18 protein-coding genes are annotated in these 26,439 nt (G+C 59.5%); 6 read left to right on the top strand and 12 right to left on the bottom strand.

The features are described 5' to 3' along the window. Positions 1–86: 86 nt before the first annotated feature. Entirely contained in the window at positions 87–1,418 is a 1,332-nt protein-coding gene (locus tag C1Y43_RS04865; protein ID WP_104187209.1) for an aspartate aminotransferase family protein, read from the top strand. On the opposite strand, the gene C1Y43_RS04860 is transcribed toward C1Y43_RS04865, so the two are convergent. From C1Y43_RS04860 to C1Y43_RS04845, 4 genes are read right to left on the bottom strand one after another with little or no spacing between them, the layout of a single operon-like run. Further along, a complete protein-coding gene (locus C1Y43_RS04860) occupies positions 1,411–3,723 on the bottom strand; it encodes a molybdopterin-dependent oxidoreductase (RefSeq protein ID WP_104187208.1) in 2,313 nt (770 codons plus the stop codon). The genes C1Y43_RS04865 and C1Y43_RS04860 overlap by 8 nt on opposite strands. Positions 3,724–3,757: 34 nt before the next feature. Then, positions 3,758–4,519 carry an amino acid ABC transporter ATP-binding protein gene (locus tag C1Y43_RS04855; RefSeq protein ID WP_058758829.1) on the bottom strand — a complete coding sequence of 254 codons (762 nt, stop codon included), beginning with the start codon at positions 4,517–4,519 and terminating at the stop codon, positions 3,758–3,760. Next, positions 4,512–5,435 carry an amino acid ABC transporter permease gene (locus C1Y43_RS04850; RefSeq protein WP_104187206.1) on the bottom strand — a complete coding sequence of 308 codons (924 nt, stop codon included), beginning with the start codon at positions 5,433–5,435 and terminating at the stop codon, positions 4,512–4,514. The genes C1Y43_RS04855 and C1Y43_RS04850 overlap by 8 nt, the downstream gene beginning before the upstream one ends. Next, complete coding sequence (locus C1Y43_RS04845) at positions 5,432–6,328, bottom strand: ABC transporter substrate-binding protein (protein WP_021509534.1); 897 nt, start codon at positions 6,326–6,328, stop codon at positions 5,432–5,434. Before C1Y43_RS04845 ends, C1Y43_RS04850 begins: the two co-directional genes overlap by 4 nt. A gap of 492 nt (positions 6,329–6,820) precedes the next feature. On the opposite strand from C1Y43_RS04845, the gene C1Y43_RS04840 reads away from it, so the two are divergent. Beyond that, on the top strand, positions 6,821–9,001 hold the full coding sequence (locus tag C1Y43_RS04840) for a TonB-dependent siderophore receptor (RefSeq protein ID WP_104187205.1): 2,181 nt from the start codon (positions 6,821–6,823) through the stop codon (positions 8,999–9,001). Between the two features lie 55 nt (positions 9,002–9,056). On the opposite strand, the gene C1Y43_RS04835 is transcribed toward C1Y43_RS04840, so the two are convergent. From C1Y43_RS04835 to C1Y43_RS04820, 4 genes are all read right to left on the bottom strand, one after another. Continuing rightward, complete coding sequence (locus C1Y43_RS04835; protein ID WP_199189138.1) at positions 9,057–10,529, bottom strand: MFS transporter; 1,473 nt, start codon at positions 10,527–10,529, stop codon at positions 9,057–9,059. A gap of 48 nt (positions 10,530–10,577) precedes the next feature. Then, the gene (locus C1Y43_RS04830) at positions 10,578–11,174 is read right to left on the bottom strand and encodes a TetR/AcrR family transcriptional regulator (protein ID WP_058770527.1); all 597 of its coding nucleotides are present in this window, start codon (positions 11,172–11,174) and stop codon (positions 10,578–10,580) included. A gap of 132 nt (positions 11,175–11,306) precedes the next feature. Beyond that, positions 11,307–12,221 carry an alpha/beta fold hydrolase gene (locus C1Y43_RS04825; protein WP_058775084.1) on the bottom strand — a complete coding sequence of 305 codons (915 nt, stop codon included), beginning with the start codon at positions 12,219–12,221 and terminating at the stop codon, positions 11,307–11,309. Positions 12,222–12,429: 208 nt separating this feature from the next. Beyond that, positions 12,430–13,323 (bottom strand): MurR/RpiR family transcriptional regulator, encoded by an 894-nt coding sequence (locus C1Y43_RS04820; RefSeq protein ID WP_058770525.1) that lies wholly within the window; start codon positions 13,321–13,323, stop codon positions 12,430–12,432. A gap of 407 nt (positions 13,324–13,730) precedes the next feature. On the opposite strand from C1Y43_RS04820, the gene C1Y43_RS04815 reads away from it, so the two are divergent. Together C1Y43_RS04815 and C1Y43_RS04810 are read left to right on the top strand one after the other, a co-directional pair. Then, positions 13,731–15,863, top strand: a complete 2,133-nt coding sequence (locus C1Y43_RS04815) for a TonB-dependent siderophore receptor (RefSeq protein ID WP_104187203.1) — start codon at positions 13,731–13,733, stop codon at positions 15,861–15,863. Beyond that, on the top strand, positions 15,853–17,013 hold the full coding sequence (locus C1Y43_RS04810) for an ABC transporter substrate-binding protein (protein ID WP_369974296.1): 1,161 nt from the start codon (positions 15,853–15,855) through the stop codon (positions 17,011–17,013). Before C1Y43_RS04815 ends, C1Y43_RS04810 begins: the two co-directional genes overlap by 11 nt. Positions 17,014–17,564: 551 nt before the next feature. On the opposite strand, the gene C1Y43_RS04805 is transcribed toward C1Y43_RS04810, so the two are convergent. Genes C1Y43_RS04805 through fdhF form a run of 4 tightly spaced genes read right to left on the bottom strand, consistent with a single transcriptional unit; the run spans position 17,565 to position 23,341 of the window. Then, positions 17,565–18,509, bottom strand: coding sequence for a cytochrome d ubiquinol oxidase subunit II (locus C1Y43_RS04805; RefSeq protein ID WP_104187202.1), 945 nt, complete (start codon positions 18,507–18,509; stop codon positions 17,565–17,567). An 11-nt stretch (positions 18,510–18,520) separates the two neighbouring features. Further along, the gene (locus C1Y43_RS04800) at positions 18,521–19,891 is read right to left on the bottom strand and encodes a cytochrome ubiquinol oxidase subunit I (RefSeq protein WP_104187200.1); all 1,371 of its coding nucleotides are present in this window, start codon (positions 19,889–19,891) and stop codon (positions 18,521–18,523) included. Continuing rightward, on the bottom strand, positions 19,884–20,369 hold the full coding sequence (locus C1Y43_RS04795; protein ID WP_021509544.1) for a hypothetical protein: 486 nt from the start codon (positions 20,367–20,369) through the stop codon (positions 19,884–19,886). Before C1Y43_RS04795 ends, C1Y43_RS04800 begins: the two co-directional genes overlap by 8 nt. Then, entirely contained in the window at positions 20,369–23,341 is a 2,973-nt protein-coding gene (gene fdhF / locus C1Y43_RS04790; protein ID WP_104187198.1) for a formate dehydrogenase subunit alpha, read from the bottom strand. The genes C1Y43_RS04795 and fdhF overlap by 1 nt, the downstream gene beginning before the upstream one ends. Positions 23,342–23,644: 303 nt before the next feature. Here fdhF and C1Y43_RS04785 point away from each other — a divergent pair, with 303 nt between their 5' ends. Together C1Y43_RS04785 and C1Y43_RS04780 are read left to right on the top strand one after the other, a co-directional pair. After that, positions 23,645–24,538: an SDR family oxidoreductase gene (locus C1Y43_RS04785; protein WP_021509546.1), complete on the top strand. Its 894-nt coding sequence runs from the start codon at positions 23,645–23,647 to the stop codon at positions 24,536–24,538. 74 nt (positions 24,539–24,612) lie between these two features. Next, complete coding sequence (locus C1Y43_RS04780; RefSeq protein WP_104187196.1) at positions 24,613–26,427, top strand: glycoside hydrolase family 15 protein; 1,815 nt, start codon at positions 24,613–24,615, stop codon at positions 26,425–26,427. Positions 26,428–26,439: the final 12 nt, after the last annotated feature.

The raw sequence follows: 26,439 nt of genomic DNA, 5'->3' as shown, positions 1-26,439 counted from the left end.
TCCATAAGTGAAGACAAGTTAATTAGCATTTAACTTAACCGGCGGCGGATTGCAAACTCTGCTTAACACATGCCGGAGAAAACCCGATGTCACAGCCGATCAATACCGCCGACCTGAATTTACAGGCGCACTGGATGCCGTTCACTGCTAACCGCTATTTTCAGCAGGATCCCCGTTTTATTGTCGCCGCGCACGGCCACTGGCTGACCGATGGCGACGGCCGCCAGATTTTCGATAGTCTGTCCGGTTTATGGACCTGCGGCGCGGGCCACACGCGCCGTGAAATCCAGCAGGCGGTCGCGCAGCAACTCGGTACGCTGGATTACTCGCCGGGCTTTCAGTATGGCCATCCGCTGTCGTTTCAGCTGGCCGAGCGCATCGCCAGCCTGATGCCCGGCCATCTCAACCACGTGTTCTTTACCGGTTCGGGGTCGGAGTCGGCGGATACTGCGGTGAAAATGGCGCGCGCCTGGTGGCGGGCCAAAGGCCAGCCCAATAAAACCCGGTTGATTGGTCGAGCGCGCGGCTATCACGGCGTGAACATTGGCGGCACCAGCCTTGGAGGAATCGGCGGCAACCGTAAGGCCTTTGGTCAGCTGCTGGAGGTTGATCACCTGCCGCATACGCTGCAGCCAGAGTTGGCGTTCACCCCCGGTCAGCCCGCCACGGGGGGCGAGGAGCTGGCGGACGAGATGCTGAAGCTGATTGAACTGCATGATGCTTCGACTATTGCCGCGCTGATTGTTGAACCGCTGTCCGGATCTGCCGGCGCGATTATTCCGCCGCACGGCTACCTGCAGCGCCTGCGTGAGATCTGTACGCAGCACGATATTTTGCTGATATTTGACGAGGTGATCACCGGCTTTGGCCGCATGGGACGCTGGAGCGGCGCGGAGTATTTTGGCGTCACACCGGATCTGCTCAACTTCGCCAAACAGATTACCAACGGTGCCATTCCGCTGGGCGGCGTGGTGGCCAGCAGCGAAATCTATCACACCTTTATGTCTCAGCCGCTGCCGCAGCACGCGGTTGAGTTTGCGCACGGCTACACCTATTCGGCGCATCCGGTGGCCTGCGCGGCCGCGCTGGCGACGCTGGACGTGCTGGAAAACGAGGCGCTGATTAGCCAGTCGGCCGAACTGGCACCGCATTTTGAACGCGCGCTGCACGGGCTGCGCGATTGTCCGCAGGTGGTGGATATCCGCAACTGCGGGCTGGTCGGTGCCATTCAGCTGGCACCCCGTGAAGGCGACGCGACCGTGCGGCCGTTTGAAGCGGGCATGGCGCTGTGGAAAGCCGGCTTTTACGTTCGCTTTGGTGGCGATACGCTGCAGTTCGGCCCGATGTTTGATACCCAGCCGGCCGAACTGGACCGGCTATTTGATGCGGTAGGCGAAGCCCTGCACGGCCTCAGATAATCTCAGTGCTGTAGCTGACCGGCTGCGGCGGAATAAATGCCTGCACCGGCGTCAGTTCGCCGCGGTATTTGCGCAGCTGCACCACGGTGATTTGTCCGCTACAGCCCTGCGCCAGCGATGAAGTGCCGATATCCAGCGTCAGCACATTCGGATTGCCGTGGCGGCACAGCGGTCGCAGCGCGGTGGGATCGACCGGATCGTACCAGGCGCCGGTCGGCAACTGCACCACACCCGGCATAATGCTTTCGGTAACGCGAGCGCTGGCCAGCACGTGACCGCGCTGATTGTACAACTCGATAATGTCGCCGTCGGTAATGCCGCGCGCGGCGGCATCGTGTGGATGCAGGCTGCACACCTCACGTCCTTCGCGTTTGCCGCTCAGGCTGTAGTCACCAAAATCCAACTGGCTGTGCAGACGCGTGGCCGGCTGATTCGCGATCAACCACAGCGGATGTTCCGCATCCGGCTGCTGCTGCGGCGCGCGCCACACCGGATGGCCGGGGCAATTTTCATAGCCAAAGCTGGCGATGGTGGCGGAAAAGATTTCGATTTTGCCGCTTGGCGTCGGTAGCGGTGCCACCGCCGGATCGGCCCGAAACGCATTGATCATCCGCCCGCCATCTTTCAGCTGCGGCAGTTCAATCACACCCTGCAGCCAGAACTGGTCGAAGTCAGGAATCGTCACCTGATGCGCGGCCAGTTTTTCCTGCAGCTGCGCATAGTGATGGCGCAGCCAGCCGCGGGCGTCGCGTCCTTCGGTGAATGCCTCTTCACGGCCTAAACGACGCGCCAGTTCAGCAAAAATGGTGTAGTCATCCTGCGCCTGCGCGTAAGGTTGCGCCACCGGCTGCATGGCAAACAGATGACGATCGGTCGGCGCACCGCCGATATCTTCACGCTCCAGCGTCATGGTGGCAGGCAGCACGATATCCGCATGGCGCGCGCTGGCGGTCCACGCGGTCTCGTGCACAATCAGCGTATCCAGCTGGCAAAACGCCTGCCGCAGCCGCGCCAGATCCTGATGATGATGGAATGGATTGCCGCCCGCCCAGTAGGCCAGACGGATGTGCGGATAGGTTAAGCGCCGGCCGTTGTAATCAAATTGCGTGCCGGGATGCAGCAGCATATCGGCGATGCGCGCCACCGGAATCAACCGGTCAATACCGTTCCTGCCCTGCGGCAGCGCCGGGAAACTCACCAGGTTATGATGCTTACCGTAATGGCCGAGTGCGCCGAGCGCATAGGTGTAGCCTCCGCCCGGCAGCCCCGGCTGGCCCAGCGCGGCCGCCAGCACCAGCCCCAGCCATACCGGTTGCTCACCGTGTTCCGCGCGCTGCAACGCGTGCGCCACGGTAACCAGCACGCGCTTGCCGTGCAGCTGGCGGGCAAAATCGGTGATTGTTGCCGCGCTGACGCCACAAATCTCAGCCGCCCACTGTGCGTCGCGCCGCGTACCGTCCTCTTCGCCGCGAATATAGGCGACCATTTGCGGCCAGCCGACGGTGTAACGCGCGAGGAAAGCTTCATCGGTGCGCTGCTCGTCAATCAGCACCGACAGCAGACCGAGAATGAAGGCCGCATCGGTACCAGGACGCAGCGCCAGCCACTCTCCCTGCGCCTCATCGGGCAGATCGCTCTGCAACGGGCTCACCGAAATAAAGCGTGCGCCGCGCTCTGCCGCCTGCTGCATAAAGCCGCGTTCGGTGTGTTCGCTCAGACCACCGCTTGCCACCTGCGAGTTTTTCAGCGCCAGGCCGCCGAACGCCAGCACGATCTCGCTATGCCGGGCGATCTCTTCCCAGCTGACGCCGCGGCGGGCGATCTCATTCATGTCGCCGACGATATGCGGTAACAGCACCGAAGCCGAGCCGGAACTGTAGCTGTTCACCGAGCGCACATAGCCACCCATCACCGTGTTAAGAAAGCGGTGCACCTGGCTCTGCGCGTGGTGAAAGCGGCCGGCACTTGACCAGCCATATGAGCCACCAAAAATACCTTCCGGCCCATACGCGTCACCGACGCGCTGCAGTTCGCGCGCCACCAGCGTGTAAGCCAGCTCCCAGCTCACCGCCACATAGTCGTCATTACCGCGACGTGGATCCGCGCCGGGCCCATTTTCCAGCCAGCCACGGCGCACCATCGGTTGCGCCACGCGCGCCGGGTGATGCAGGACATTGTGAAAGTTTTGCAGCAGCGGGCTGGGATCCGGATCGCCGTGAAACGGTTCGATAGTCAGTCGATCGCCCTGCAGGCGGGCAGTAAAAGCACCCCAGTGGGCGCTGTGCATCACCGGTTTTTGCGTCATCATGCTTCCTGGAGTCAAAAATGAAAAACGGTGCTTACAGCACCGTTGCAATAAAGTTTCTTACCCGTCCGTTTTCCGGATCGTCGAGCACCTGCTGCGTCGGCCCCGCCGCCACAATCCGCCCGCCTTCCATAAACACGATGTTATCGGCCACCTCGCGCGCAAAACCGATCTCGTGTGTCACGATCACCATGGTGATGCCGGAGTGCGCCAGTTGTTTAATCACCTGCAGCACTTCACCCACCAGTTCCGGATCGAGCGCAGACGTGGGCTCATCAAACAGCATCACGCCGGGATCCATCGCCAGCGCACGGGCGATCGCCACACGCTGCTGCTGACCACCGGAGAGATTCTGCGGCCACTCTTCTTCGCGCCCGGCCAGCCCCACCTGCTTAAGCAGCGACAGCGCTTTGCTGGTCGCCTGCTGGCGGCTCTGTTTTTTCACCCGCATCGGCGCATCGACAATGTTTTGCAGTACGGTGCGGTGCGGGAACAGGTTGAACTGCTGAAACACCATGCCGATTTCGGCACGCTGACGCGCAATCTCGCTGCTGCTCAGCTCGTGCAGCGCCTGGCCTTTCTGCTTGTAACCAATGATCTCGCCACCGATACGAATCGTGCCACCATCCAGTTTTTCCAGATGGTTGATGCAGCGCAGCAGCGTCGATTTGCCTGAGCCGGACGGTCCGAGGATCACCGTCACCGAGCCAGCCGGGATATCAAGATTAACTTCATCCAGAATGGTGACGCCGGAAAAACGTTTGGTCACCTTACGTAAGGCGATCGCTTCAGCCATTGCTTACGCTCCTTTCGGCTTTAGGCGCGGAGAAACCGGGCAGCGACTTGAGTAAACTGCGCTTTTCGCGGCGCGTGACGCCACGGCCAAAGTAGCGCTCGACATAGAACTGACCAACCGACAGTACCGAGGTCATCAGCAGATACCACAGCGTCGCCACCAGCACCAGCGGGATCACTTCATAGGTGCGCTGATAGATGATCTGCGCCGAAAACAGCACATCCTGCAGGGAGATCACCGATACCACCGCCGTGGTTTTCAGCTGGCCGATGATTTCGTTACCGGCCGGCGGCATGATGGCACGCATCGCCTGCGGCAGTACGGTATGACGGAAAATCTGCGCCGGACGGTAACCCAGTGCACGGGCGGCTTCCAGCTGGCCGTTGCCAACGCTCTGAATCCCGGCGCGCACGATCTCCGCCGCATAGGCAGACTGATGCATTACCAGCGCGATCACCGCCGCGCTGAACGGGCTGACCAGCGCATTAGACTGGGTACTCCAGATCTCACCCAGACCCGGCAGCGACAGCGAAATGGTCGGGTACAGCGCCGCGATGTTGTACCACAGGAACAGCTGTACCAGCATCGGCACGCCGCGGAAAAACCAGGTATAGAACCAGCTGACGCCGACCAGCACCGGGTTGGATGACAGGCGCATCAGCGCCAGCACCGTGCCAAAGGCGAAGCCCAGCACCACCGAAATCGCTGTCAGCTGCAGCGTCATCAGCACGCCCTGCAGGATTGACTCGCCGGTGAAGTTTTCCGCAATCACGCCCCATTCGAAGCGCGGATTGTTGATCATCGAATGCGCCATCGCCACCACGCACAACAGCACCACCAGCGCACTGAGCCAGCGTCCGTAGTAGCGTTTACCGACGATTTTCAGATCGTCGGTGTGGTCGTGAAAGTCACTCATTGAAAGATATCCTGATTACGTTTTGACTCTTTAACCGCGCCAAAGCCGATGCCCCAGTTATCCAGGATCTTCTGGTAGCTGCCATCTTTAATCAGCGAGTTCAGCGCTGCCTGTACGGCAGGTTCAAGCGCGGAATCTTTCGGGAAGGCGACCGATACCGGCGCATCATGCACGGTGATTTCGCCGCTCATGGTCAGCGGTTTGATCACTTTCACCTGCCACAACAGGCCTTCGTACGGACCGAGGAACATCGGCACACGCCCGCTGACCACGGCCTGAACACCCGCCGGGCGATCCGGGAACACTGACACTTTAATCGGTTTTTTCCCGGCCGCTTCACAGGCTTTGCTGGCCTCTTCCAGACGGGTCACCTGAGTGGTGCCGGAACCGGCGCCGACTTCTTTACCGCACACCTCGTCGAGGGTTTTGAACGGCGCGACGTTGGCGTCTTTCCGCGAAATAATGCCGAGACGGCTGGCGTCGTAGTAACTCACGAAGTCGATAATTTTGGCGCGCGCCGGCGTGGCGTTGATGTTGGACAAGGCCACATCGTAGCGGCCGGTTTTCAGTCCCGGAATGATGTTGTCGAAGCCGCCGGTATCACGCCACTGCACCTGAATGCCGAGACGCTCACCGACCGCGTTCATGATGTCAATTTCACGGCCGGCCAGCGTTTTATTGTCTTCTTTATAGAAGGTGGTGGGCGGCGTGTTTGGGTTGGTTCCTGCCACAATATAGCCACGCTTCGCCACGTCGGCGGGCACCAGGCTTTTCAGCGCGGCATCAGCCTGTACATGCAGTGAGCTGTCGGTTGGGACGGATTGTTCGGCGGCAAACGCGGTGTGCGCACTGAGAGCGAGTGCGAAAAGGGTGATACCTTTTGCGAATTTCACTGGAACCTTTCTCCTGATATTTAAAATGTTTCCCGGCAGGGAAAAGGCGTCGAGGTAGCGATGTATTTTTCCCTTTGCCCATGTCGCGTAAAGCCGCGCGGCGCAAAGGATTGTCATCCTCAAAACGTCCCGCAGCCATTCTCAGGAAGATAGGCAGCGATCACAAATGCGAAAAACAGATATCTATTGCCGAAATCCGGCAATAGGGTTCTTTGCTGGCCTGAATGCGGCCCTGTCGTCGCGCAAAAATCAGATTGTTACCGCAAATCAGGCACCTGCTTATGCTGCCATGCTGAATGATTTGCTTATTAGCCATAACGTACCCGTCTAAGCATCTATGTTGCCCTCTTGACAAAAACTGACAAAAAAGCGGCGCGATGAGTCGATTTACGCAGGAATGTAAAGAAGTTGCACGCCAATATACAATGCAAACCATTCTCATTATCATGCGCATTTGCTTACAAATGTTAACGCATCAGGGAGATGATATAAGTGAATGTAACTGTATGTGGCAAAAAGTGTCCGGTCGCACTGTGCCTGGCGGGCCTGTTAACCTCACCGGTATTTGCCGCTGAACCCACGGAGAAGCTGGCCGACGATGAGTCGATGATTGTGACGGCAGAGCAGGAGCTGAAGCAGCAGCCGGGAGTTTCCACCATTACCGCTGAAGACATCAAAAAAAGTCCGCCCGTTAATGACCTCGCGGACATCATCCGCAAAATGCCCGGCGTTAACCTCACCGGTAACGGCGCCAGCGGCAGCCGCGGTAACAACCGCCAGATCGACATTCGCGGCATGGGCCCGGAAAACACCTTAGTGCTGATCGATGGCGTGCCGGTCACCTCCCGTAACTCGGTGCGCTACAGCTGGCGCGGTGAGCGCGACTCACGCGGAGATACCAACTGGGTACCGCCGGAAATGGTGGAACGCATTGAGGTGATACGCGGTCCGGCCGCTGCCCGTTATGGCTCCGGTGCCGCCGGCGGTGTGGTCAACATTATTACCAAACGCCCCACCAATGACTGGCACGGCTCGCTGTCGCTGTTCACCAACCAGCCAGAAGATGACAAGGAAGGCGCCACCCGCCGCGCGAACTTCAACCTCAGCGGTCCGCTGGCCGGTGAGGCACTCACCATGCGGCTGTACGGCAACCTGAACAAAACGGATGCCGACGCCTTCGACATCAATACCGCGCAAAATGGCGCTTATGCCGCCGGACGCGAAGGCGTGCGTAACAAAGACATCAACGGCGTGCTGTCGTGGAAAATTACCCCGACGCAGATTGTCGATTTCAGCTATGGCTACAGCCGCCAGGGCAATATTTATGCCGGCGACACGCAGAACAGCAACAGCAATGCCAGTGCCAACGGACTGGTTGAGGCGCTGTACGGCAGCGAAACCAACCGCCTGTATCGCCAGAACTACGGAGTGGTGCACAACGGCATCTGGGACTGGGGCACCTCTAAGCTTAACTTTAGCTATGAGAAAACCAACAACACCCGCCTGAAAGAAGGCTCCGGCGGCAGCACCGAAGGGATGATCAACAGCGATACGTACGCTACCAGCCGGCTGGAGAGCTATCGCGCCGGCGGCGAGATCAATTTCCCGCTGCAGCTGCTGGTGGATCAAACCGTTACGCTGGGTGCTGAGTGGAATCGCGATGAGCTGAACGATCCGGCATCGGTACAGGCCACCAGCGCACCGGGCGTCGATTTCGGCGGCGTTTCCAGCGACGGTTCGCAGCGTGACAGTAAAAACAGCGCCACCATCAGCTCGCTCTATTTCGAAGACAACATCGCCGCCACCGACTCCACCGAAGTGATTCCCGGCCTGCGCTTCGACTATCACAATCAGTTTGGCGCTAACTGGAGCCCGAGCCTCAACCTGTCGCAGGGCCTCGGTGATTACTTCACGCTGAAAGCCGGAATTGCGCGCGCCTTTAAAGCGCCCAACCTGTATCAGTCCACTGAGGGCTATATCCTGTCGACGCGCGGCAACGGTTGTCCGATTGGCCTGTCACGCTGTTACCTGCTGGGCAGCAAAGACCTCGATCCCGAGATCAGCGTGAATAAAGAAGTGGGCATCGAGTTCAGTAATCAGGGCTATGTCGCGGGCATCACCTGGTTCCGCAATGATTACAAAAACAAAATCATCTCCGGCACCACGCCGGTGGCTTCAACCGGCTCGTATAACCTGCTGCGCTGGGAAAACGGCGGCAAGGCGATCGTCGAAGGGCTGGAAGGCAATCTGAGCATCCCGCTGATCGCCGACACGCTGGAGTGGCGCACCAATGCCACCTATATGTTCCGCTCGGAGAGCAAAAAAACCGGCAACCCGCTGACGGTGATCCCGGAATTCACCATCAACTCGCAGCTGGAGTGGCAGGCGACCGAGGCGCTCAGCGCCAACATCAACTGGACGCAATACGGCCGGCAGAAGCCACGTCAGTATGCGGAAACCAGCCTCGAGGCCAGCCGTGGTCTGTCGCAGCGTGAAATCAGCCCGTATTCCATTGTCGGACTGAACCTCAACTACGACATCACTAAAAACCTGAGCGCCAACGCCGGTATCAACAACCTGTTTGATAAGCGCGTTTATCGCGAAAATGCCGGGGCATCGACCTATAACGAACCGGGCCGCGCCTGGTACGCCGGTGTCACGATGTCGTTCTGAGGAATGGACGCCATCGGGTAAGGTGCTGGGGATGATCACACCCAGTCTTCAGCCATCAATCCCGCAAGGCGTTGGAACTCCGGCGTGTTTTAAGCACCGCCGTCTGTGCGGCAGGCCTGCGCGCTAGCCGGATGCTCAGCAGCGCGCCGGCCGCCAGACAAATCGACATACACACTATCGCCACGATGAAGGCATGGGTAATCTCTCCTGGCCCCTTGCCCGTGCCCAGCACGGCATAAAAGATCCCGCCGATAATGGCCACGCTCAGCGCCGTGCTCAGTTGCAAGGTGGAGCTGGCGATACCGGCAATCATCCCGGCCCAGGCGGGAGCCACGCGTCCGGTGACGATGTGCATCAGCGTCGGCAGCGCCAGCCCCTGGCCAAACCCCACCACAAACAGTCCCAAAGCCAGCGGCAGCGCCGCTGGTGACATCCCAACCGGCGTGCTGGCCATCAGCCACGCCAGGCCCAGCAGGCCGACCACTTCCAGCACCATCCCAGTGGCGTTAACGTAAGGCCCAATCAGCCGTCGCGCAGAAGGCGTGGATAACGGCCCCAGCAGAAAACCCGCACCAAAGGGCAGAAAGATCAGCCCGGCGCTCAGTACGCCCTGATGCAGCGCGCCCTGTAAATAGATCGAGAACAGCAGGAAGAATACGCCAATCGAGTAGAACAGCAGCGCCAGCAGCAGGGACAGCCCCAGCCCCGGCACGCTGAAAATCGCCGGATCGATCAGCGGATCGCCGCCCTGCTTTGCCAGCCGGCTTTCATAGCGCCAGAACAGAGTGCCCAGCACCGGCACCAGCAGCAGTGATAGCCACGCCCACAGCGGCCAGCCCGCTTCCCGCCCTTCAATCAGCGGCACGATCAGCAGACCCAGCGTCATCATCGACAGTCCCATTCCGCCAAAATCCAGCTTGCGCGCGTGCTGAGCTCGCGTCTCTTTAATCAACGGGATGCCAAACAACACCACCAGCAGCGCCACCGGCAGATTGACCAGGAAAATGGCGCGCCAGCCGCTATTAAACAAGTTGAGTGAGATCAGGATGCCGCCCAGCGCCTGGCCAATTACCGAGGCCAGACCAAATACCGCGCCGTACAGGCTCAGCGCGCGCGATTTCTCCGCCTCCGGGAAAATCGCCTGAATCGAGGCCAGCGCCTGCGGTGCCATAATCGCTGCAGTGATGCCCTGCAGCACGCGACCAGCGATCAGCGCGCCCGGTGACCAGGCAAAGCCACACAGCGCAGAAGCCGCTGCAAAACCGGTCAGTCCAGCGAAGAACATGCGCCCGCGGCCAAACAGATCGCCGAGGCGACCGCCGGTGATCAGCGTGACGGCATAAAACCCGGCATAGGACGAGATGACAAATTGCTCCGCCGAGCCGGACGTGGCCAAATCGCTCTGAATCGACGGCAGCGCCACATTGACAATAAAGAAGTCCAGCGGGGGTAAAAATGCGCCTGTCAGCAGGACGATAAACATCGCCCAGCGGCGTGGCTCGGGATTTAACGCGTGCGGATCGGACATCACAACACCTCACTAAGGAACCGATCAGTTCCAATATGGATAAAAAAATTAGTCGAGCAGACGCATCGTGCAGTCCACTACTGCGTTCATTTCTGCTTCCGTTGCCCCGGTTTTACCGAGGATACGCATCCCTTCAATCTGGCAAACCAGTAAGCGGGCCAGCACCTGCTCATCACGCTCGGGCAGTTCTCCGCTCAGCTGACCGCGCACCAGTGTTGCCGCATACAGCTGCTGCAAACGCCGGAACATGCGTCCCGTGCGTTCGGCAATCTGTTCATCATGCGCGGCCATCTCGGTGGTGAGTGACACCACCAGACAACCGCGCCGCCCTTTCTCGCCGCTGGAGAGCGCGGCATAACGCAGCAGCGAGGCGCGAATCGCCGCTTTAACCGCGCCGGGCTGCGCCAGAATATCCGAGGTGGCTTTCAGACCTTCGGTCATGTAGATATCCAGCGCGGCCAGCAGCAGCCCTTTTTTATCGCCGAACGCCTTGTAGAGACTGCCGCGCGATAAACCGGTTCCGGCGATCAAATCCGGTAGCGACGCCGCTTCATAGCCGCGATCCCAGAAAACGTGCATGGCGCTGCGGGCGGCCTCTTCCAGCTCGAACTCGCGCGGGCGACCGATGACGGTCAGGTTCTTCATCACTGCCCTCCCCTTTAATTATAAACCAACTGGTTCCTATCTTAGCCGCAATGCAGTGGCTATTGCAAGTCAGCCGCCCCCCCCTTCACGGCTCGGCCGCTTACACATGGATAATCAGGGTTAAGTGATGCGTCACACAAAGAACTGACGTAACGCGTCGGCCAGCGCCTGCGGTTGCTCATCCGGGATAAAGTGACCACAGTGCGCAAGACGAATCCCGCTGACGTCGGCCGCAAAAGTGCGCAGCGGCTGTGCCATATCGGCAATTGAGCCCTGATCGGCGCTTACCGCCAGCAGTGGGATCGCCAGTTTGCCCCGGGTTTGCAACAACTGACGATTCTGCTCCGCTGAGGTGCTGACTTCACGGTACGCCGCCATGCCGGCGCGCAGCGCGCCGTTTTGCTGCAGCAGCCGCACATATTCCGCCATCTCTTCGTCACCAAACACCATCGGGCTGGCTGCTTTGCGCTGCAAAAACCACTGCAGATAGAGCGCTTCACGACCGGCGATCAGCGCTTCCGGCAGATCCGGCAACAGGTGAAAAGCAAAGTGCCAGGTTTTCCAGGCTTTGTCCGGCGTCGCAGGCAGCGCATCCGGCAGCGTCACTCCGGGAATGCCGGCATCCAGCAGCGCCAGTTTGCTGATGGCATCACCGTGCAGCATCGCCAGCGGCCAGGCAACCCAGGCACCCACGTCATGCGCGGCCAGGTAGTAACGCTCAACACCCAACTGCTGCAACAATCCCTGCACGCTGTGCGCCAGTGAGGTGGTGTCATAACCGCTGGCAGGCTTGTCGGAGTCGCCCTGGCCGGGCAGATCCGGCGCAATGATGAAATAGTCTGCCGCCAGCTGCGCCATCACCTTACGCCAGGCAAACCAGCTCTGCGGAAAGCCCGCCAGCAGTACCAGCACTGGTCCCTGCGCATTGCCGCCGCTGACATAGTGCAGCCGCACGCCCGCGACCGTGGCGTAAGCATGGTTAAATTGCGGCAGGTGATCGACGGGCTGTGACCAGCGCGGCGCGGCGTCCAGGGCAGGCAGTGACATAAGCGTTCTCCGGTTATTTTGGTAAAGAGTGTTTCCTTATTGGATGCGATTCTGCGCTACCGCGCCGTTAACGCGGACTCATTAAGGAAATGTTTATTTCCTTAATATTAACGACAGCCACGCGCGCCTTGCAAGCGAGTCTGTGAAATAGATCCGGAAGCGAACGGCGGAGTGAATCGCCCCGCCGCCGCGCCTGAGCGATGCGCGGTTATCCCGCCTTCTTCGACGTGGGTTTCAGCGATCGATTGAGATCCTGAATGCGTTTCATGGTTTTAACCGTGCGTGCCGAACTGGCGGAGGCCACCGCCAGAATCAGCATTTCGAGGCACACCAGCACCGTGCCGTGCAGCGGCATGCGACCATTTTCACCGCCGCGCGGCACGTTAATCACCACATCCGCCTGCTGCGCAAACGCCGAATCCAGCGCGTGGGTCAGCAGAATCACCGGCATACCCAGCCGCTGCGCCTCTTTCAGCGTCGTCATGCCCTCACGGTGCGCCGATTTCTGCGCCATCATGATCAGTACATCGCCGCGCTGTAGCGTTATCAGCTGTTCCGCCAGCGCAATCCCGGCACGGTTAAGCGTCACCGCCGGCAGGCCGATGCGCCGGAACAGTCGCGCGCTGTACTCCGCCAGAATGCCGGAAGCGTTGATGCCAAACAGCGCCACCTGACGCGCTTCCAGCAGCAGTGTCACCGCAGCCGCTACCGCCTGGCGGTTGACCGGTTCTGCCAGTACTTCGCAGGCGCGCTGATGGCCGCCCAGCACAAAATCGATGCCGGAGTTGATGTCACACGACAGTTCGCTGATGGTCGCGCTCATCTTCTCTTCCGAGTTTTGCGCCGGGCCAAACCACGCGGCCAGCGTGGTTTTCAGATCGCGCAAACCGGCAAAGCCCAGCGCCTGCACGGTGCGCACCACGGTGGCGTCAGAAGTTTGGGTGGCCTGGGCGATATCCAATGCAGTCGCGTCTAATATAGCCTCACGATGTTCGTGGATATATCGCGCCACCGTTTGCAGGCTGGCCGATAATGTCGTGACGCGCGCACGGTAGCGTTCACCGAATACATCCACCCGATTTTTAATGTTATTTGCCGCCATTATGTTGCCTGTTAGTAATACCGCATCGTTGTGAACCGCGTCGGCAGGCCGGCTTGTAGTAAAAATTTGCGCCGCTACCGCTGCCCACTCCCTTCACGCCTGGCTTAACCCGGCCAGCTTCAAACTACAAAAAAAGCATAATCGACTGATTGTAAATAAATTTTCTGACAATCCCGGTTCAAAATTTTCTACCGCGTTCTGCTGTAGTATCCACACCATCATTTACGTTTACTACTACATTTTTTCATGTTTGAATGATTCTCAATTACATCTCAGCCGCCTTTTTCCGCTGACTGATGGCATAACAATGCCGGGCCGCGAATGTCCTGTTCGTCAACGGCAGTATTTTACTGATAGCTTCGTTGCGCGGAATAAATAATCCCGCAATTACACCAGGTTTATATTCGATGCAGAACAACTCACCGCGGGCGGTTAAATTACTGTGCCATCCGGCTATCCTTGCCGCTATTTACGGCGTAACGGCACTCAGCAGTACTGACAGCCTTGCCGCTGAACAAAACAGCACCCTCACCGTGACGGCGCAGCAGCAAAACAGTGACGACGGCTATAGCGCCACCAGCAGTTCGGTCGCCAGTAAAACGCCGGTGTCGCGCCTCAATGAAGCCCAATCGGTGAGCGTGGTGACGCAACAGCAGCTGGAGGATTATCAGGCCGCCAGCCTCGCCGACGCGCTGCGCTTTGTCAGCGGCGTAAGCGAAGGCAATACGCTGGCAGGTACCGAAGATGGCTTTGTACGCCGCGGCTTTGGCAGCAACTCGGATGGTTCCATCTATCGTGATGGCGTGCGCAGCAGCCAGGGGTTGAATTTTGATGCCACCACCGAACGTGTCGAGGTGCTGAAGGGCTCGGCTTCGCTGCTGTACGGTATCCAGAATCCCGGTGGCGTGATCAATATTGTGAGCAAAAAGCCGCAATACACCTGGCACACCAAAGTCAGCGGTCGCGCAGCCAGCGAGGGCGGCGGCGCCGGCACGCTGGACGTCACCGGCCCGCTCGGCAACGGTTTTGCTTTCCGCCTGATTGCCGAAAAGCAGAATCAGGATTACTGGCGCAATTTCGGCAGCGATAAACACACCTTAATCGCCCCCTCGCTACAGTGGTATGGCGAGCAGGCCAGCTTCCTCATCAGCTACGAAGATTATCAATACGATATTCCCTACGATCGCGGCACGGCGTTTGTTAACGGTAAGCCGGTAGCGATTGGCTATAAAGATCGCCTGGACGATAAAGCTAACCATGCGTGGGGCCACAATAAAACCCTGAACGCGCACTACGACTGGCAGTTCAATGAGGCGTGGAGCACGCGCCTGACTTTTGGCTGGAACCAGCGTCAGTACGACAACAACGAAGTGCGGGTTACGGCGATCAACCCCACCACCGGCGTGGTGACGCGCCGCGCCGACGCCAACCGTGGCTTCAACCATAAAACCAAATACGTGGCGTGGGATGTGATCGGTTCACCGCAGCTGTTTGGCATGACGCACGATGTGGTGTTCGGCACCGATTATGAAATGAACCAGACTTACCGTGCGCACCAGTATCAGGGCAAAGCGAACACCGCCTTCAACCTGTACGATCCGCAATACGATATGCTGGCACCGCTCACCAACAGCAGCAGTGAAAACAGCGCCAACGCTAACCTGCTTAACCGCTTGCACAGTCGCTCGGTATACGCCAAAGACAGCATTTCGCTCACCGACGACTGGATTGCGGTGCTGGGCGGACGCTATCAGCACTATGAACAGCGCGCGTCAAAGGGCTTCGATCCGGTGGTGCAAACGCTGGATAGCGAGGGCAACAAGTTCCTGCCGCAGGCCGGGCTGATTTACAAACTGACGCCGGATGTCTCACTGTACAGCAGCGTGAGCAAATCCTTTACGCCGTCGACTGACGTCGACGATGACGGCAACGTCGGCAAGCCGGAACAGGGCACCACATGGGAAGTGGGCAGCAAGTGGCAGATTTCGCCCCGGCTGTTTGCCAGCGTAGCGCTGTACCGCATCGACGAACGCGATATGTCGCTCAACATTAACGGCACCACGCGCGCCATCAATAAAGCGCGTTCGAGCGGCGCTGAATTTGAGCTCAATGGGGAAGTGCTGCCGGGCTGGGATCTGAGCGCCAACTACAGCTACGATAAGGCTGAAATCGTCGACGATGGCGTCAATCCGGCGAACAATGGCAACCGCCTGCAGAATGCACCTCGTCACGCCGGGGCGCTTTACCTGAGCCATAACCTGACGCTGAACGGCATTCCCGGTGACTTCCGCGTCGGCGGCGGTGCGCGCTACGTTGGCTCACGCGCCGGTGATCCGGAGAACAGCTTTACGCTGCCGGATTATGTGGTCGCCGACAGCTTTATCGCCTGGAATAATCAGCTGTTTGGCGAGAAAACCCAGCTGAAGCTTAACCTGAATAACCTGTTCAATAAGCACTATTACACCTCCAGCGGCGGCAACCTGCGCGTGCGCGAAGGGGAAACCCGTAACATGATGGTCGAGGCCAGCGTTGAATTCTGATCGAGCGAAAAAGCCGCTGACGTGGCGTGCCTGGCTGGCAGCCCTCCTGCTGCTGGCGTTCAGCACCAGCGCGCTGGCCAGGGTGATCACCGATATTGACGGCAATCGGGTGGAGATTCCCGATAATCCGCAGCGCATCGTGCTGGGTGAAAGCCGCATGCTGTATACCCTGGCACTGCTGGCGCCGGATGACCCGTTCCGCCACATCGTCGGCTGGCCGCGCGATCTGCAAAAGTATGACAGCCAGACGTGGAACAGTTTTGCGCAGCGGTTTCCGCAGATGCTGAACATCCCGACGCTCGGATCGGGCGGCCCTCAGGCGATCAATCCGGAGCAGATTCTCGCCCTGCGGCCGGACGTGGTCATTCTGCCCAGCCTGGCGCGCTACGATGATGCCGATCTGAGGCTGGTCAGCATCCTGAATGCTGCGCATATTCCGGTAGTGAAGATCGATCTGCGCGTACATCTGTTAAAGAACACCCGGCGCAGCGTAGAGATTTTTGGTGAGGTGCTGAATCAGCAGGCGCGCGCGGCGGCATTCAACCGCTTTTACAGTGCGCATCTGCAGGTGATTGAGGAACGGCTGGCGCGCTATCACGGGCCGAAACCCACGGTGCTGTTGCAGTTGCATCTGGGACGGCGCAACGAGTGCTGCGTGACGGCGATTAACGGCAGTCTGGGCGAGCTGCTCAACGCCGCCGGCGGCGACAATATTGCTGGCAAAACTCAGCACGGCGTGTTTGGCCGTTTGAGTGAGGAGCAGGTGATCGCAGCCCAGCCTGAGTATTACTTTGCCACCGGCTTTGGCGATAACGCCAGCGCAGGCCTGCTGCGCCTCGGGCCGGACGTCGCGCCCGACGCGGTGCTGAGCAGTTTCCGCCAGCTCACCGCGCAGCAGAACGGCCTGCGTGAGCTGAAGGCGATTCGCAACGGCCATGCAGCGGCAATCTGGATGAATTTTTACCTCAGCCCGTGGCACATTGCGGTGACCGAGTTTATGGCAAAAACGCTATATCCGCAGCTGTTCGCCGACATCGATCCGCAGCAGACGCTGGAAACCCTGTTCCGTGATTTCCTGCCGATCCCCTATCGCGGCACGCTGTTTATGCGGATTCCGGCGGTGGATTCATCCAGCCAGCACAAGCCATAGCGGCGCAGCGGTTGGATCAGCGCGATAAATCGCGCCGCTACAAAGCGTGCCAGCGAATAATTCCGTTATTACATACTGCACCAATCGTAGCGGCGCAATTTATTGCGCAAAAACACAGCGGCGCAGCGGTTTGATCAGCGTGATAAATTGCGCCGCTACGAAACGTGCCAGCGACCCGTACCGTTATCACATTCTGCACCAATCGTAGCGGCGCAATTTATTGCGCGAAAACACAGCGGCGCAGCGTTTAGATCAGCGCGATAAATCGCGCCGCTACAAAGCGTGCCAGCGACCAGTACCGTTATCACATACTGCACCAATCGTAGCGGCGCAATTTATTGCGCAAAAACACAGCGGCTCAGAGGTTTGATCAGCGCGATAAATCGCGCCGCTACGAAACCTGCCAGCGACCCGTACCGTTATCACATTCTGCATCAATCGTAGCGGCGCAATTTATTGCGCAAAAACACAGCGGCGCAGCGGTTGGATCAGCACGATAAATCGCGCCGCTACGAAACGCGCCAGCGAATAATACCGTTATAAACACTTATTTATGCCTGCGGCTGGCGCTTAAACACCCAGAACGCCCAGCTGTGGTACAGCAACGTCAGCGGCAACACAATCAATAAACCCGTCACCACAAACCCCTGCGTCACCGGCGAGGAGGCCTGCTGGTGCATCTCCAGCTGCCACGGCAGCAACCACGGATAAAGCCCGCACGCCAGCGCCGCGACCACCACGCCCGTCTGCACCAGCGTGATCATCAGCAACGCCACCATCGCTTCACGCCACAGCGTGAGCAGCTGCAGCAGCCACAGCGCTGGCAACAGGCTCAGCAACACTTTTCCCGGCCAGCGCTGCCAGCTCTGCTGCCACAGCGCCGGCTCCAGCAGCAGCACGGCGATAAAGCAAGCCAGCGTCACCACCCACCACAGCATGGCCAGCGCCCGCGCCCGCTCCACCACCGGCTCACCAATGCGCCAGCACAGCCAGCAGCAGCCCAGCAGCAGATCAACCGCCACCAGCCCGAGACCGCACAGCAGCGGCACCAGCGAAAAATCAATCACAATCCCGCTGGGCGGACGCGACACCAGCATCAACCCGCTCATCCAGCCTGGCAGAAACGCCGCCAGCAGCGAGCTGAACATCAGCAGCCGGTCCAGCCAGCGTCGCCCGGTCTCGCCAGGCTGGCCGCGATACGCCAGCGCCAGCCCGCGCAAAAACAGCGCCAGCAGGAAGAGAAACAGCGGCACTTTCAGCGTTTGTAACAGCAGACTGTACAGCGGCGGAAACAGCGCCAGCATGCCGCCCGCCAGCAACACCAGCCAGGTTTCATTGGCATCCCACAGCGGCAGCAGACTGTGCACCATCCACTGCCGCTCTTGTGGCTGGTCGAAACTGTACAGCAGCATCCCCACGCCGCTATCCGTGCCATCCAGCGCCAGATACATCAGCAGGGCAAACAGCAGGAGCACCGCAGAAAGTTCGACCAACATTCTCACCCTCCTCAGGCTGGCGTCTGTATGGTTTCCGCTACCGCCGTCGCCTGCGGATCCGGCAGCGGTGCCGCCAGGTGGCGCAGCAGATAACACAGGCCAAAGGCAAAACTCAGTGCGTAAATCACCACCACCGACACGAAAATGGCGACGCTGCTGCCGAGGGACATTGGCGCCAGGCTGTCGGCGGTACGTAGCATGCCGTATACCGTCCACGGCTGCCGGCCGACCTCCGTCACCACCCAGCCCGCCAGCAGCGCAATGAAGCCAGCCGGTGACATCAGCGCCAGCAGACGCAGCACGCGCCGCGACTGATCAAGGCGGCCGCGCCAGCGCTGCACATTGCCCGCCAGGCTGCTCAGCAGCATCAGCAGCGCCAGTCCCACCATCAGGCGAAAGGCAAAAAACACCGGCAGCACCGGCGGCAGGCTGTCGCGCGGGAATTCACCCAGGCTTTTGATGTGGCCGCTGAGGTTATGGCGCAGGTAGAGCGAGCCGATAGCCGGGATCGCCAGCTCGGCGTGATTCCGCTGCTGCGCCTGATCGGGCAGCGCAAACAGCCGCAGCGGCTCGCCCTCCCCTGGCGCAGGCGGCTGCCAGCTGCCCTCGATCGCCGCCAGTTTAGCAGGCTGATAGTCACGGGTGTTTTCGCCATGCAAATCGCCCACCACCATCTGCAGCGGCAGGATGCACAGCGACACCGTCAGCGCGCTGCGCAGCATCAGCCGGCTGGCGGCCTCGCCAGCATTACGCAGCAGGCGCCACGCTGCGACGCCACCCAGCAAAAACGCCACGCTGATCCATGAGGCCAGCAGCATGTGCGCCAGCCGCCAGCCAAACGAGGGCGCGGAAATCAAACTCCAGGCGCTGTCCGGCGTGAACTGGCCGGCGTCATTGAGCGTAAAACCGCGCGGCGTTTGCATCCAGGAGTTAGCGGCAAGGATCCAGAAAGCGCTGAAAATCGCGCCAAGCGCCACCAGACAGGTAATGGCGAAATGCACGCCGGGTTTCACCCGATCGATGCCAAACAGCATCACGCCGGTCAGCGCCGACTCGAGGAAAAAAGCGATCAGCACTTCATACAGCATCAGCGGACCGATAATGCCGCCCGCTTTGCTGGCAAACACCGACCAGTGGGTGCCGAACTGAAACTCCATGATCACGCCGGAAACCGTGCCAATCGCCACGGTGAGCGCGAATACCTTGATCCAGAAGTGCAGCGCCTGATGCGCTTCCGGCCGTCTGCTCCATAGCCAGCGCGCTTCAAACCATACCAGAAACGGGGCCAGCCCCAGCGTCAGCGCTGCCAGGGTAATGTGCATGCCCATTGTCAGGGCAAACTGACCGCGCGCGATCAGCAGCACCCACTCCTGGCTACTCACGGCTCGGCTTACCGCTGTAGCGGGTTATCGGCTTCTCCTCATCACCCTGCATGGCGCGTGCGAAGGTTTCCAGCGCCGCCAGCAGGGGCCGGATGCCCTGCCATAGCGCCTCATCATTCAGCAGTTTGAGCACACCGCTGACGCCCGGCGCGCTTTTTTCCTGCTGCGCCGTGTCGCTGGCCGGCTTCATCGCCAGCAGGGCATCGCGCAGCGCCAGCAGTAAATGGTTGAAACGCTCCGGCGGTACGGTGCTGAGCGTCATAAACAGCAGCGACAGGTTCTGAACCGCATTCTGCGTGCCGGGCCGGTTAAGCCCGGCGGCGACGATTTTGCCGATGTCATTGTTGGCTTTTACCATGTCATTAGCCAGGCGCAGGAAACCGTGCTGATGCAGATTCTCCAGCAGTTCGTTCAGCGCCTCCTGCGCGCTGGGTTCGGTGCGCGTCGGAGTGGGTTGATAGTGCAGCGGTTCGGCCATTAGCTTTTCTCCGGATGCGAAACGTGTTCAGGCGGCAACCGGTATTCAGGCTGCTGCCATTTTTGTTCAACGGGCAGATGATCCAGCGGCGTGCGCTGGCCGTGGCGGAAGTTGTGCAGCGGAATCGGGTGCGGCTGTGGCGCATGCGCCAGTTTACGCATCGTCACCGCAATCTCTTTATAGGCCGGGGTGTTGACGTCGGGATCGTGGTGTTCACCGGTCAGCCCGTTCACCCCCGGTTTGCCATGGTGGATAGGAATGAACAGCACATTGCCGGCCATCCGTTCGGTCACCACCACTGGCACCTCTACGCTGCCCCGGCGCGAACGCAGCTCCACCCAGTCGCCCTGCTGTAGTTGCCGCTCCTGCGCCAGCTGCGGCGAAATCTCAACAAACCAGTTGGGCGACAGCGATTTGATGCGCCCGCCCTGCCCGGTCTGATTAGTCGACTGGAAATGCTCCAGCATGCGGCCATTGTTCAGCAGCAGGTCGTACTGCGCATCGGGCGCTTCCATCGGCGGCTGCCACGTCAGCGGGTAGAGACGCGCTTTGCCATCAGGAAAGGCGAAACGCTCGGTGTACAGCAGCGGCGTGCTGCTGCCGTCGGCGTTTACCGGCCACAGCTGTGACTGCCAGCCGACGAGGTTCTCATAGCTGACCCCGGCAAACAGCGTGGCGATACCCGCAGCTTCTGCCATGATGGCGCCGGGATTCGGGTAGTGCCAGTGATGGCCAAGACGCGCCGCGACCTTCGTCAGTATCTGCCAGTCGGGCCGGCTGTCGCCGAGCGGCGCAAACGCAGGCGAGAAGTGCTGAATGCGCCGTTCGGTATTCACGAAGGTGCCCTCTTTCTCCAGGCTCGGACAACCAGGCAGCACCACATCCGCAAACTGCGCGGTACGGCTCATGAAGATGTCCTGCACCACCATGAAATCCAGCCGGCTAAAGGCTTCGTGCACTTTGGTTGAGTCCGCATCAGAAAAGGCGGTCTCTTCGCCGATGATGTACATGGCGCGCACCCGCTGTTTATGCGCGTCTTCCACCATCATGAAGTTATCCAGCCCGGCTTCATCGGAAAGCGCTTCCGGTGCCACGCCCCAGGCGCGCGCCCATTTTTCCCGCACCTGCGCATCGGTCACTTTTTCGTAGCCGGGATAGACATTGCTTAAGCAGCCAAAATCGCTGGCGCCCTGCACATTATTGTGACCGCGCATCGGGTAGCCACCGGTGCCGGGGCGACCGTAGTTGCCGGTGACCAGCAGCAGATTAGAAAGCGCGGTGCTGGTATCCGCACCGTGGCTGTGCTGCGTAATGCCCATCGCCCACAGCAGGCAGGCGCTGCCCGCGTTGCCAATCATCTCGGCGGCTTCGGTCAACTGCGCCACGCTCAGACCGGTGACTTCACTGGCCATCTCAAGCGTAAACGGAGCCAGCGAGGCGCGATATTCCGCCACCTGATTAACGCGCGTGCGCAGGAATGCTTCATCGGCATAACCGTGATCGAACATGTAGCGCGCCATCGCCGATGCCCACACCATGTCGGTACCGGGACGGATGCGCAGATAACAGTCGGCGCGCTCGGCCATTTCGTGACGGCGCGGATCGACCACCAGCAGCTTTTGTCCGCGATGTTTGTGGCTCTGCTTGATATGTGAAGCAAAAACCGGGTGGTTTTCCGCCAGGTTGCTGCCAACAGTGATGATCAGGTCGGTCTGCTGCAGATCGCGCAGCGTACCGGCATCGCCGCCGTAGCCCACTGTGCGAAACAGCCCTTCCGTCGCCGGGTTCTGGCAATAGCGCGAGGAGTTGTCCACGTTATTGGTGCCGAAAATCAGACGGGCGATCTTCTGCGTCAGGTAGGCTTCCTCATTGCTGGCTTTACTGGAACCAATAAAACCAATGGCGTTACCGCCGTGCTGGCGCGCCACCGCGCGCAGGCCGTCGGCCACGCGCTGTAGCGCCTCTTCCCAGCTGGCCGGGCGGAACTGGCCGTTTTCACGAATCAGTGGCGTGGTCAGCCGGTTCGGGCTGTTCACAAAATCCCAGCCAAATTTGCCTTTGACACAGGTTGAGATGCCGTTAACCGGCGCATCGGCCACCGGCTGGATTTTGAGGATGTGGCGATCGCGCGTCCAGACTTCAAAACTGCAGCCGACACCGCAATAGGTGCAGACGGTTTTGGTTTTTTTGATTTCGACTTTGCGCAGCGCATCATCGATCAGCGAAATTCCGGTGATCGGCTCCATGCCGATGCTGTTTTCCAGCGATTTGACGAAATCAATCAGCGGCCGCTTCAGGTCTTCATCCATCGCGGTGAAGGGTCCGGCGTCGGGCTGCATGGTTTTTTCCAGCAGCGCGTTGCACGGGCAGACGGTCACGCAGTGCCCGCAGCTGACGCAGCTGGAACCGGCAATCTGCGTTCCGCCATCCCACAGCACGCGCGGGTGATCGGCGCTGTAATCAATCGACAGTGTCTCATTTACCTCGACATTCTGGCAGGCTTCCACGCAGCGTCCGCACAGAATGCACTGATCCGGATCGTAGGTATAAAACGGATTACTGTGGTCTTTGCTGTCCGGTTTGCGCTGGTAGGGGTAATACTGAATCGGAATGTGCATATCCGCGACGGTGTTATGCAACGTGCAGTCGCCGGTATTGTGTTCACATACCGTGCAGTAGAGTTCGTGGCGATTGAGGATGCGGTCCATGCCCTCCTGCTGTGCCGCCTGCAGCACCGCGCTCTGGCTGACCACGCGTAAGCCCTCGGCGCTGCGTAACGTGCAGCCGCGCACCGCTTCGCCATCCACCTCCACCCAGCAAACATCACAGGTTTGCAGCGGCGGCAGCGCCGGGTGATAACAGACATGAGGCAGTTTTTTTCCCTGCTCCTGCAGAAAATCAATTAACGGTTGATTTGCGGTTCCGCTTAAGCGCTCACCATTAAATATAATGGTACATTGTGCTTCGCTCATTTAACGCCTCGTTTAAGCCATCGCTCATAATTATTCGGGCCGGCCAGCGCCGGTTATTATGTAAAGTTATGCTTAGAGCTTAGAAACAAATATCTTTCGTGCAAGCAGGCCGACTCGCTTAATAACTCGCATGGCTTACGCAGCGTTAAAATAATCATTACGTTAGTGATTTTGTAACTAAAAATATCATTTCAGTTACGCCCGTCCCGCTTTAATAAAGCGCGACTGCTTATTTTTTGACGTGACAAATATCACATCTCTGCCAGGCTTAATTTATACGTTCCACTGTACAAGGAGATAGGTATGACTTCATTTACTAACAAAACGCTGATTACCCAGGAATATCCAAAGCCGCCATTCAAAAAGCAGCATCAGCCCATTCCGGGATTAGCCAGTAAGATGGAACCCCGTCCCGATCACGGTGAAACCAGCTATCGCGGCACTGGCCGTTTAACCGGGCGCAAAGCGCTGATTACCGGTGGCGACTCCGGCATTGGTCGCGCGGTAGCCATTGCGTATGCCCGCGAAGGGGCAGACGTGGCGATCAACTACCTGCCGGAAGAGGAGCAGGACGCCGCTGAAGTGGTGCAATTAATCGAAGCGGAAGGCCGTAAAGCGGTGGCGATTCCGGGTGATATTCGCTCAGAATCTTTTTGCCAGCAGCTGGTAAAAGAGGCAGCAGAAAAACTCGACGGCCTGGATATTCTGGTGAATAACGCCGGTCGCCAGCAATTTAATGAGTCTATCCGTACGCTCTCAACGGAAGATTTTGACGCCACCTTTAAGACCAATGTTTATGCGATGTTCTGGATCACCAAAGCGGCACTGGAATATCTGCCTGCCGGATCATCCATTATTAATACCTCGTCGGTTCAGGCGTATGAACCGAGCGCCATCCTGCTGGATTATGCGCAAACCAAAGCCGCGATCGCCGCCTTTACTAAAGCGCTGGCGAAGCAGCTGGGCGAGCAGCAAATTCGCGTCAATGCTGTAGCACCAGGACCGTACTGGACCGCGCTGCAGGTGTGCGGCGGTCAGCCGCAGGAAAAAATCGAGAAGTTTGGTGCCAGCGCGCCACTGGGGCGTCCGGGTCAGCCGGCTGAAATCGCGCCGTTGTACGTGACCTTCGCTGAAACCACCAACAGCTTCACCTCAGGTCAGGTGTGGTGCTCCGATGGCGGTACCGGTACCGTCTGACCGGGGAATTCCACCCGCATTACGTGGCTGCCAGCAGGCGGCCACGCTGCCGTTTCTGCTGACAGGGAAGATCCATGAATAATCAAACGTTCCAGTCGCCGGTGCGCGAACGGGGCTTCGCGCGTCTCGGTGACTACGCGGCCATCGGCGAGGGCCGGTCAGTGGCGCTGATCGCGCCCGACGGCGCGATTGACTGGTGGTGCGCGCCCAACCTTGACTCCGCCCCGCTGTTTGATCGCCTGCTCGATCCCGAGATCGGCGGTTTTTTCCAGATCGAACCTGATGCCCCTTATCGTACCGAACGCGCCTACCGTGCTGACAGCAACGTACTGGAAACCCGCTTTTTTACCGATAACGGCAGCGTGCTGCTGACCGAATCGCTAAACAGCACGCTGGCTGGTCGTCTGCCGTGGAGTGAGCTGGCGCGGCGCGTGGAAGGCGTTGACGGCGAAGTGACGCTGCGCCTGACGCTGCGCTTTGGCACCGTTGCCGAAACCCGCTCGCCGTGGCAGGACAGCACCGAACAGGGCGACGTCTACCACGTTGGCGATCTGCTGGCGATGCTGCGCACCAGCGAGGACTGGCAGATCGAACAGCGTGACGATGAGCAAATCTGCGCCACGCTACGCTCCGCAGAGGGCAGTCGATCGCTGGTGGCGTTGCTGGTCACCGAGCGCGAACCGCTGGCGGTGCCGCCGCTGGAGGCGATCGATACCCGGATTGAAACCAGCCATACCGCCTGGTGCGACTGGACCCGCAGCCTGAGCTATCAGGGGCGCTTTGCTGAGCACGTGCGCCGCTCGGCGCTGTCGCTGAAATTTTTATGGTATTCCCCCACCGGCGCGCTGGCGGCGGCAGCCACTACCTCGCTGCCGGAAGGCATTGGCGGGGAAAAGAATTATGACTACCGCTATGCATGGGTACGCGATGCCTGTCTGATCATCAAAGCCTTTGTTTTTCTCGGTGCGCTGGAAGATTGTAAAGCGGCGTTCTCCTGGCTGTCGAAAACCATTATCCGCCACGGTACCGCGCTGCGCACCTGCTACACGCTGGAGGGTAACGAAGTGCCTGCCGAACGCTTTGTGCCGCTGCGTGGCTATCATCATTCCCAGCCGGTACGCGTGGGCAACAACGCCCGCGACCAGCTGCAGCTGAGCATGTACGGCGATATGCTGGCGACCGCCGAGTTGTTTATACGCGCCGGGCACGTACTGGATTTAGCCACCTCGCGCATGCTGGGTGCGCTGGCCAATCACTGTGCCGATCGGTGGCGGCTGAAAGACAGCGGTATCTGGGAACTGCCGGAGCAGCAGCACTATACGCATTCAAAGATGGCCTGCTGGCTGGCGCTGGATCGTGCCGTGGCGCTGGCCGAAGCGCGCCACATTGAACCGACCTGGCTGAAACGCTGGCAGCGCGAGCGCGACCGCATCAGCAGCTGGATTGAAGCGCACTGCTGGAACGAAGAGAAACAGGCGTATGTGTTTTATCCCGATAGCAACGGCAGGCTGGACGCTGCGCTGGCGCTGGTGCATCCCTATGGCAGCCGCGTCAACCCGGCACGTATGCAGGCCACCTACCGTGCCATTGAGCAGGAACTGGGCCACGGCAGCGCCATGCTGTATCGCTACAGCGGCACGGAACAGGAAGAGAGCACTTTTATCGCCTGCTCGTTCTGGCTGGTGGAAGCCTGGGCGGCGCTGGGCGAGACAACGCGTGCCGAAAGCGCCATGCAGCAGATCCTCGACAAGCTGTGCCAGCGCGGCAACGTGGAAACCTTCAATGAAATGTTCGACGTGCGCAGCGATGAGTGGCGCGGCAATATGCCGCAGGGCCTCAGTCATCTGGCGTTGATTTGCGCCGCACAGGCGTTGACCGATCATGGCTGAAATGCCCCGCCG

Source organism: Pantoea sp. ICBG 828, assembly GCF_002928355.1.
Taxonomy (GTDB): Bacteria; Pseudomonadota; Gammaproteobacteria; order Enterobacterales; family Enterobacteriaceae; genus Pantoea; species Pantoea dispersa.
Note: the sequence above shows the minus strand (reverse complement) of the source record. Positions and strands in the feature narration are given on the sequence as shown.

What these genes read in the sequence shown, in the direction of transcription:
- C1Y43_RS04825 (WP_058775084.1), bottom strand. Translation starts at nt 12,221, where the DNA reads ATGTCACTGCCTGCCCTGGACGCCGCGCCGCGCTGGTCACAGCCCGTC.
- C1Y43_RS04830 (WP_058770527.1), bottom strand. Translation starts at nt 11,174, where the DNA reads ATGAAGAACCTGACCGTCATCGGTCGCCCGCGCGAGTTCGAGCTGGAA.
- C1Y43_RS04780 (WP_104187196.1), top strand. Translation starts at nt 24,613, where the DNA reads ATGAATAATCAAACGTTCCAGTCGCCGGTGCGCGAACGGGGCTTCGCG.
- C1Y43_RS04850 (WP_104187206.1), bottom strand. Translation starts at nt 5,435, where the DNA reads ATGAGTGACTTTCACGACCACACCGACGATCTGAAAATCGTCGGTAAA.
- C1Y43_RS04860 (WP_104187208.1), bottom strand. Translation starts at nt 3,723, where the DNA reads ATGACGCAAAAACCGGTGATGCACAGCGCCCACTGGGGTGCTTTTACT.
- C1Y43_RS04795 (WP_021509544.1), bottom strand. Translation starts at nt 20,369, where the DNA reads ATGGCCGAACCGCTGCACTATCAACCCACTCCGACGCGCACCGAACCC.
- C1Y43_RS04805 (WP_104187202.1), bottom strand. Translation starts at nt 18,509, where the DNA reads ATGTTGGTCGAACTTTCTGCGGTGCTCCTGCTGTTTGCCCTGCTGATG.
- fdhF (WP_104187198.1), bottom strand. Translation starts at nt 23,341, where the DNA reads ATGAGCGAAGCACAATGTACCATTATATTTAATGGTGAGCGCTTAAGC.
- C1Y43_RS04820 (WP_058770525.1), bottom strand. Translation starts at nt 13,323, where the DNA reads ATGGCGGCAAATAACATTAAAAATCGGGTGGATGTATTCGGTGAACGC.
- C1Y43_RS04815 (WP_104187203.1), top strand. Translation starts at nt 13,731, where the DNA reads ATGCAGAACAACTCACCGCGGGCGGTTAAATTACTGTGCCATCCGGCT.
- C1Y43_RS04785 (WP_021509546.1), top strand. Translation starts at nt 23,645, where the DNA reads ATGACTTCATTTACTAACAAAACGCTGATTACCCAGGAATATCCAAAG.
- C1Y43_RS04835 (WP_199189138.1), bottom strand. Translation starts at nt 10,529, where the DNA reads ATGTCCGATCCGCACGCGTTAAATCCCGAGCCACGCCGCTGGGCGATG.
- C1Y43_RS04855 (WP_058758829.1), bottom strand. Translation starts at nt 4,519, where the DNA reads ATGGCTGAAGCGATCGCCTTACGTAAGGTGACCAAACGTTTTTCCGGC.
- C1Y43_RS04865 (WP_104187209.1), top strand. Translation starts at nt 87, where the DNA reads ATGTCACAGCCGATCAATACCGCCGACCTGAATTTACAGGCGCACTGG.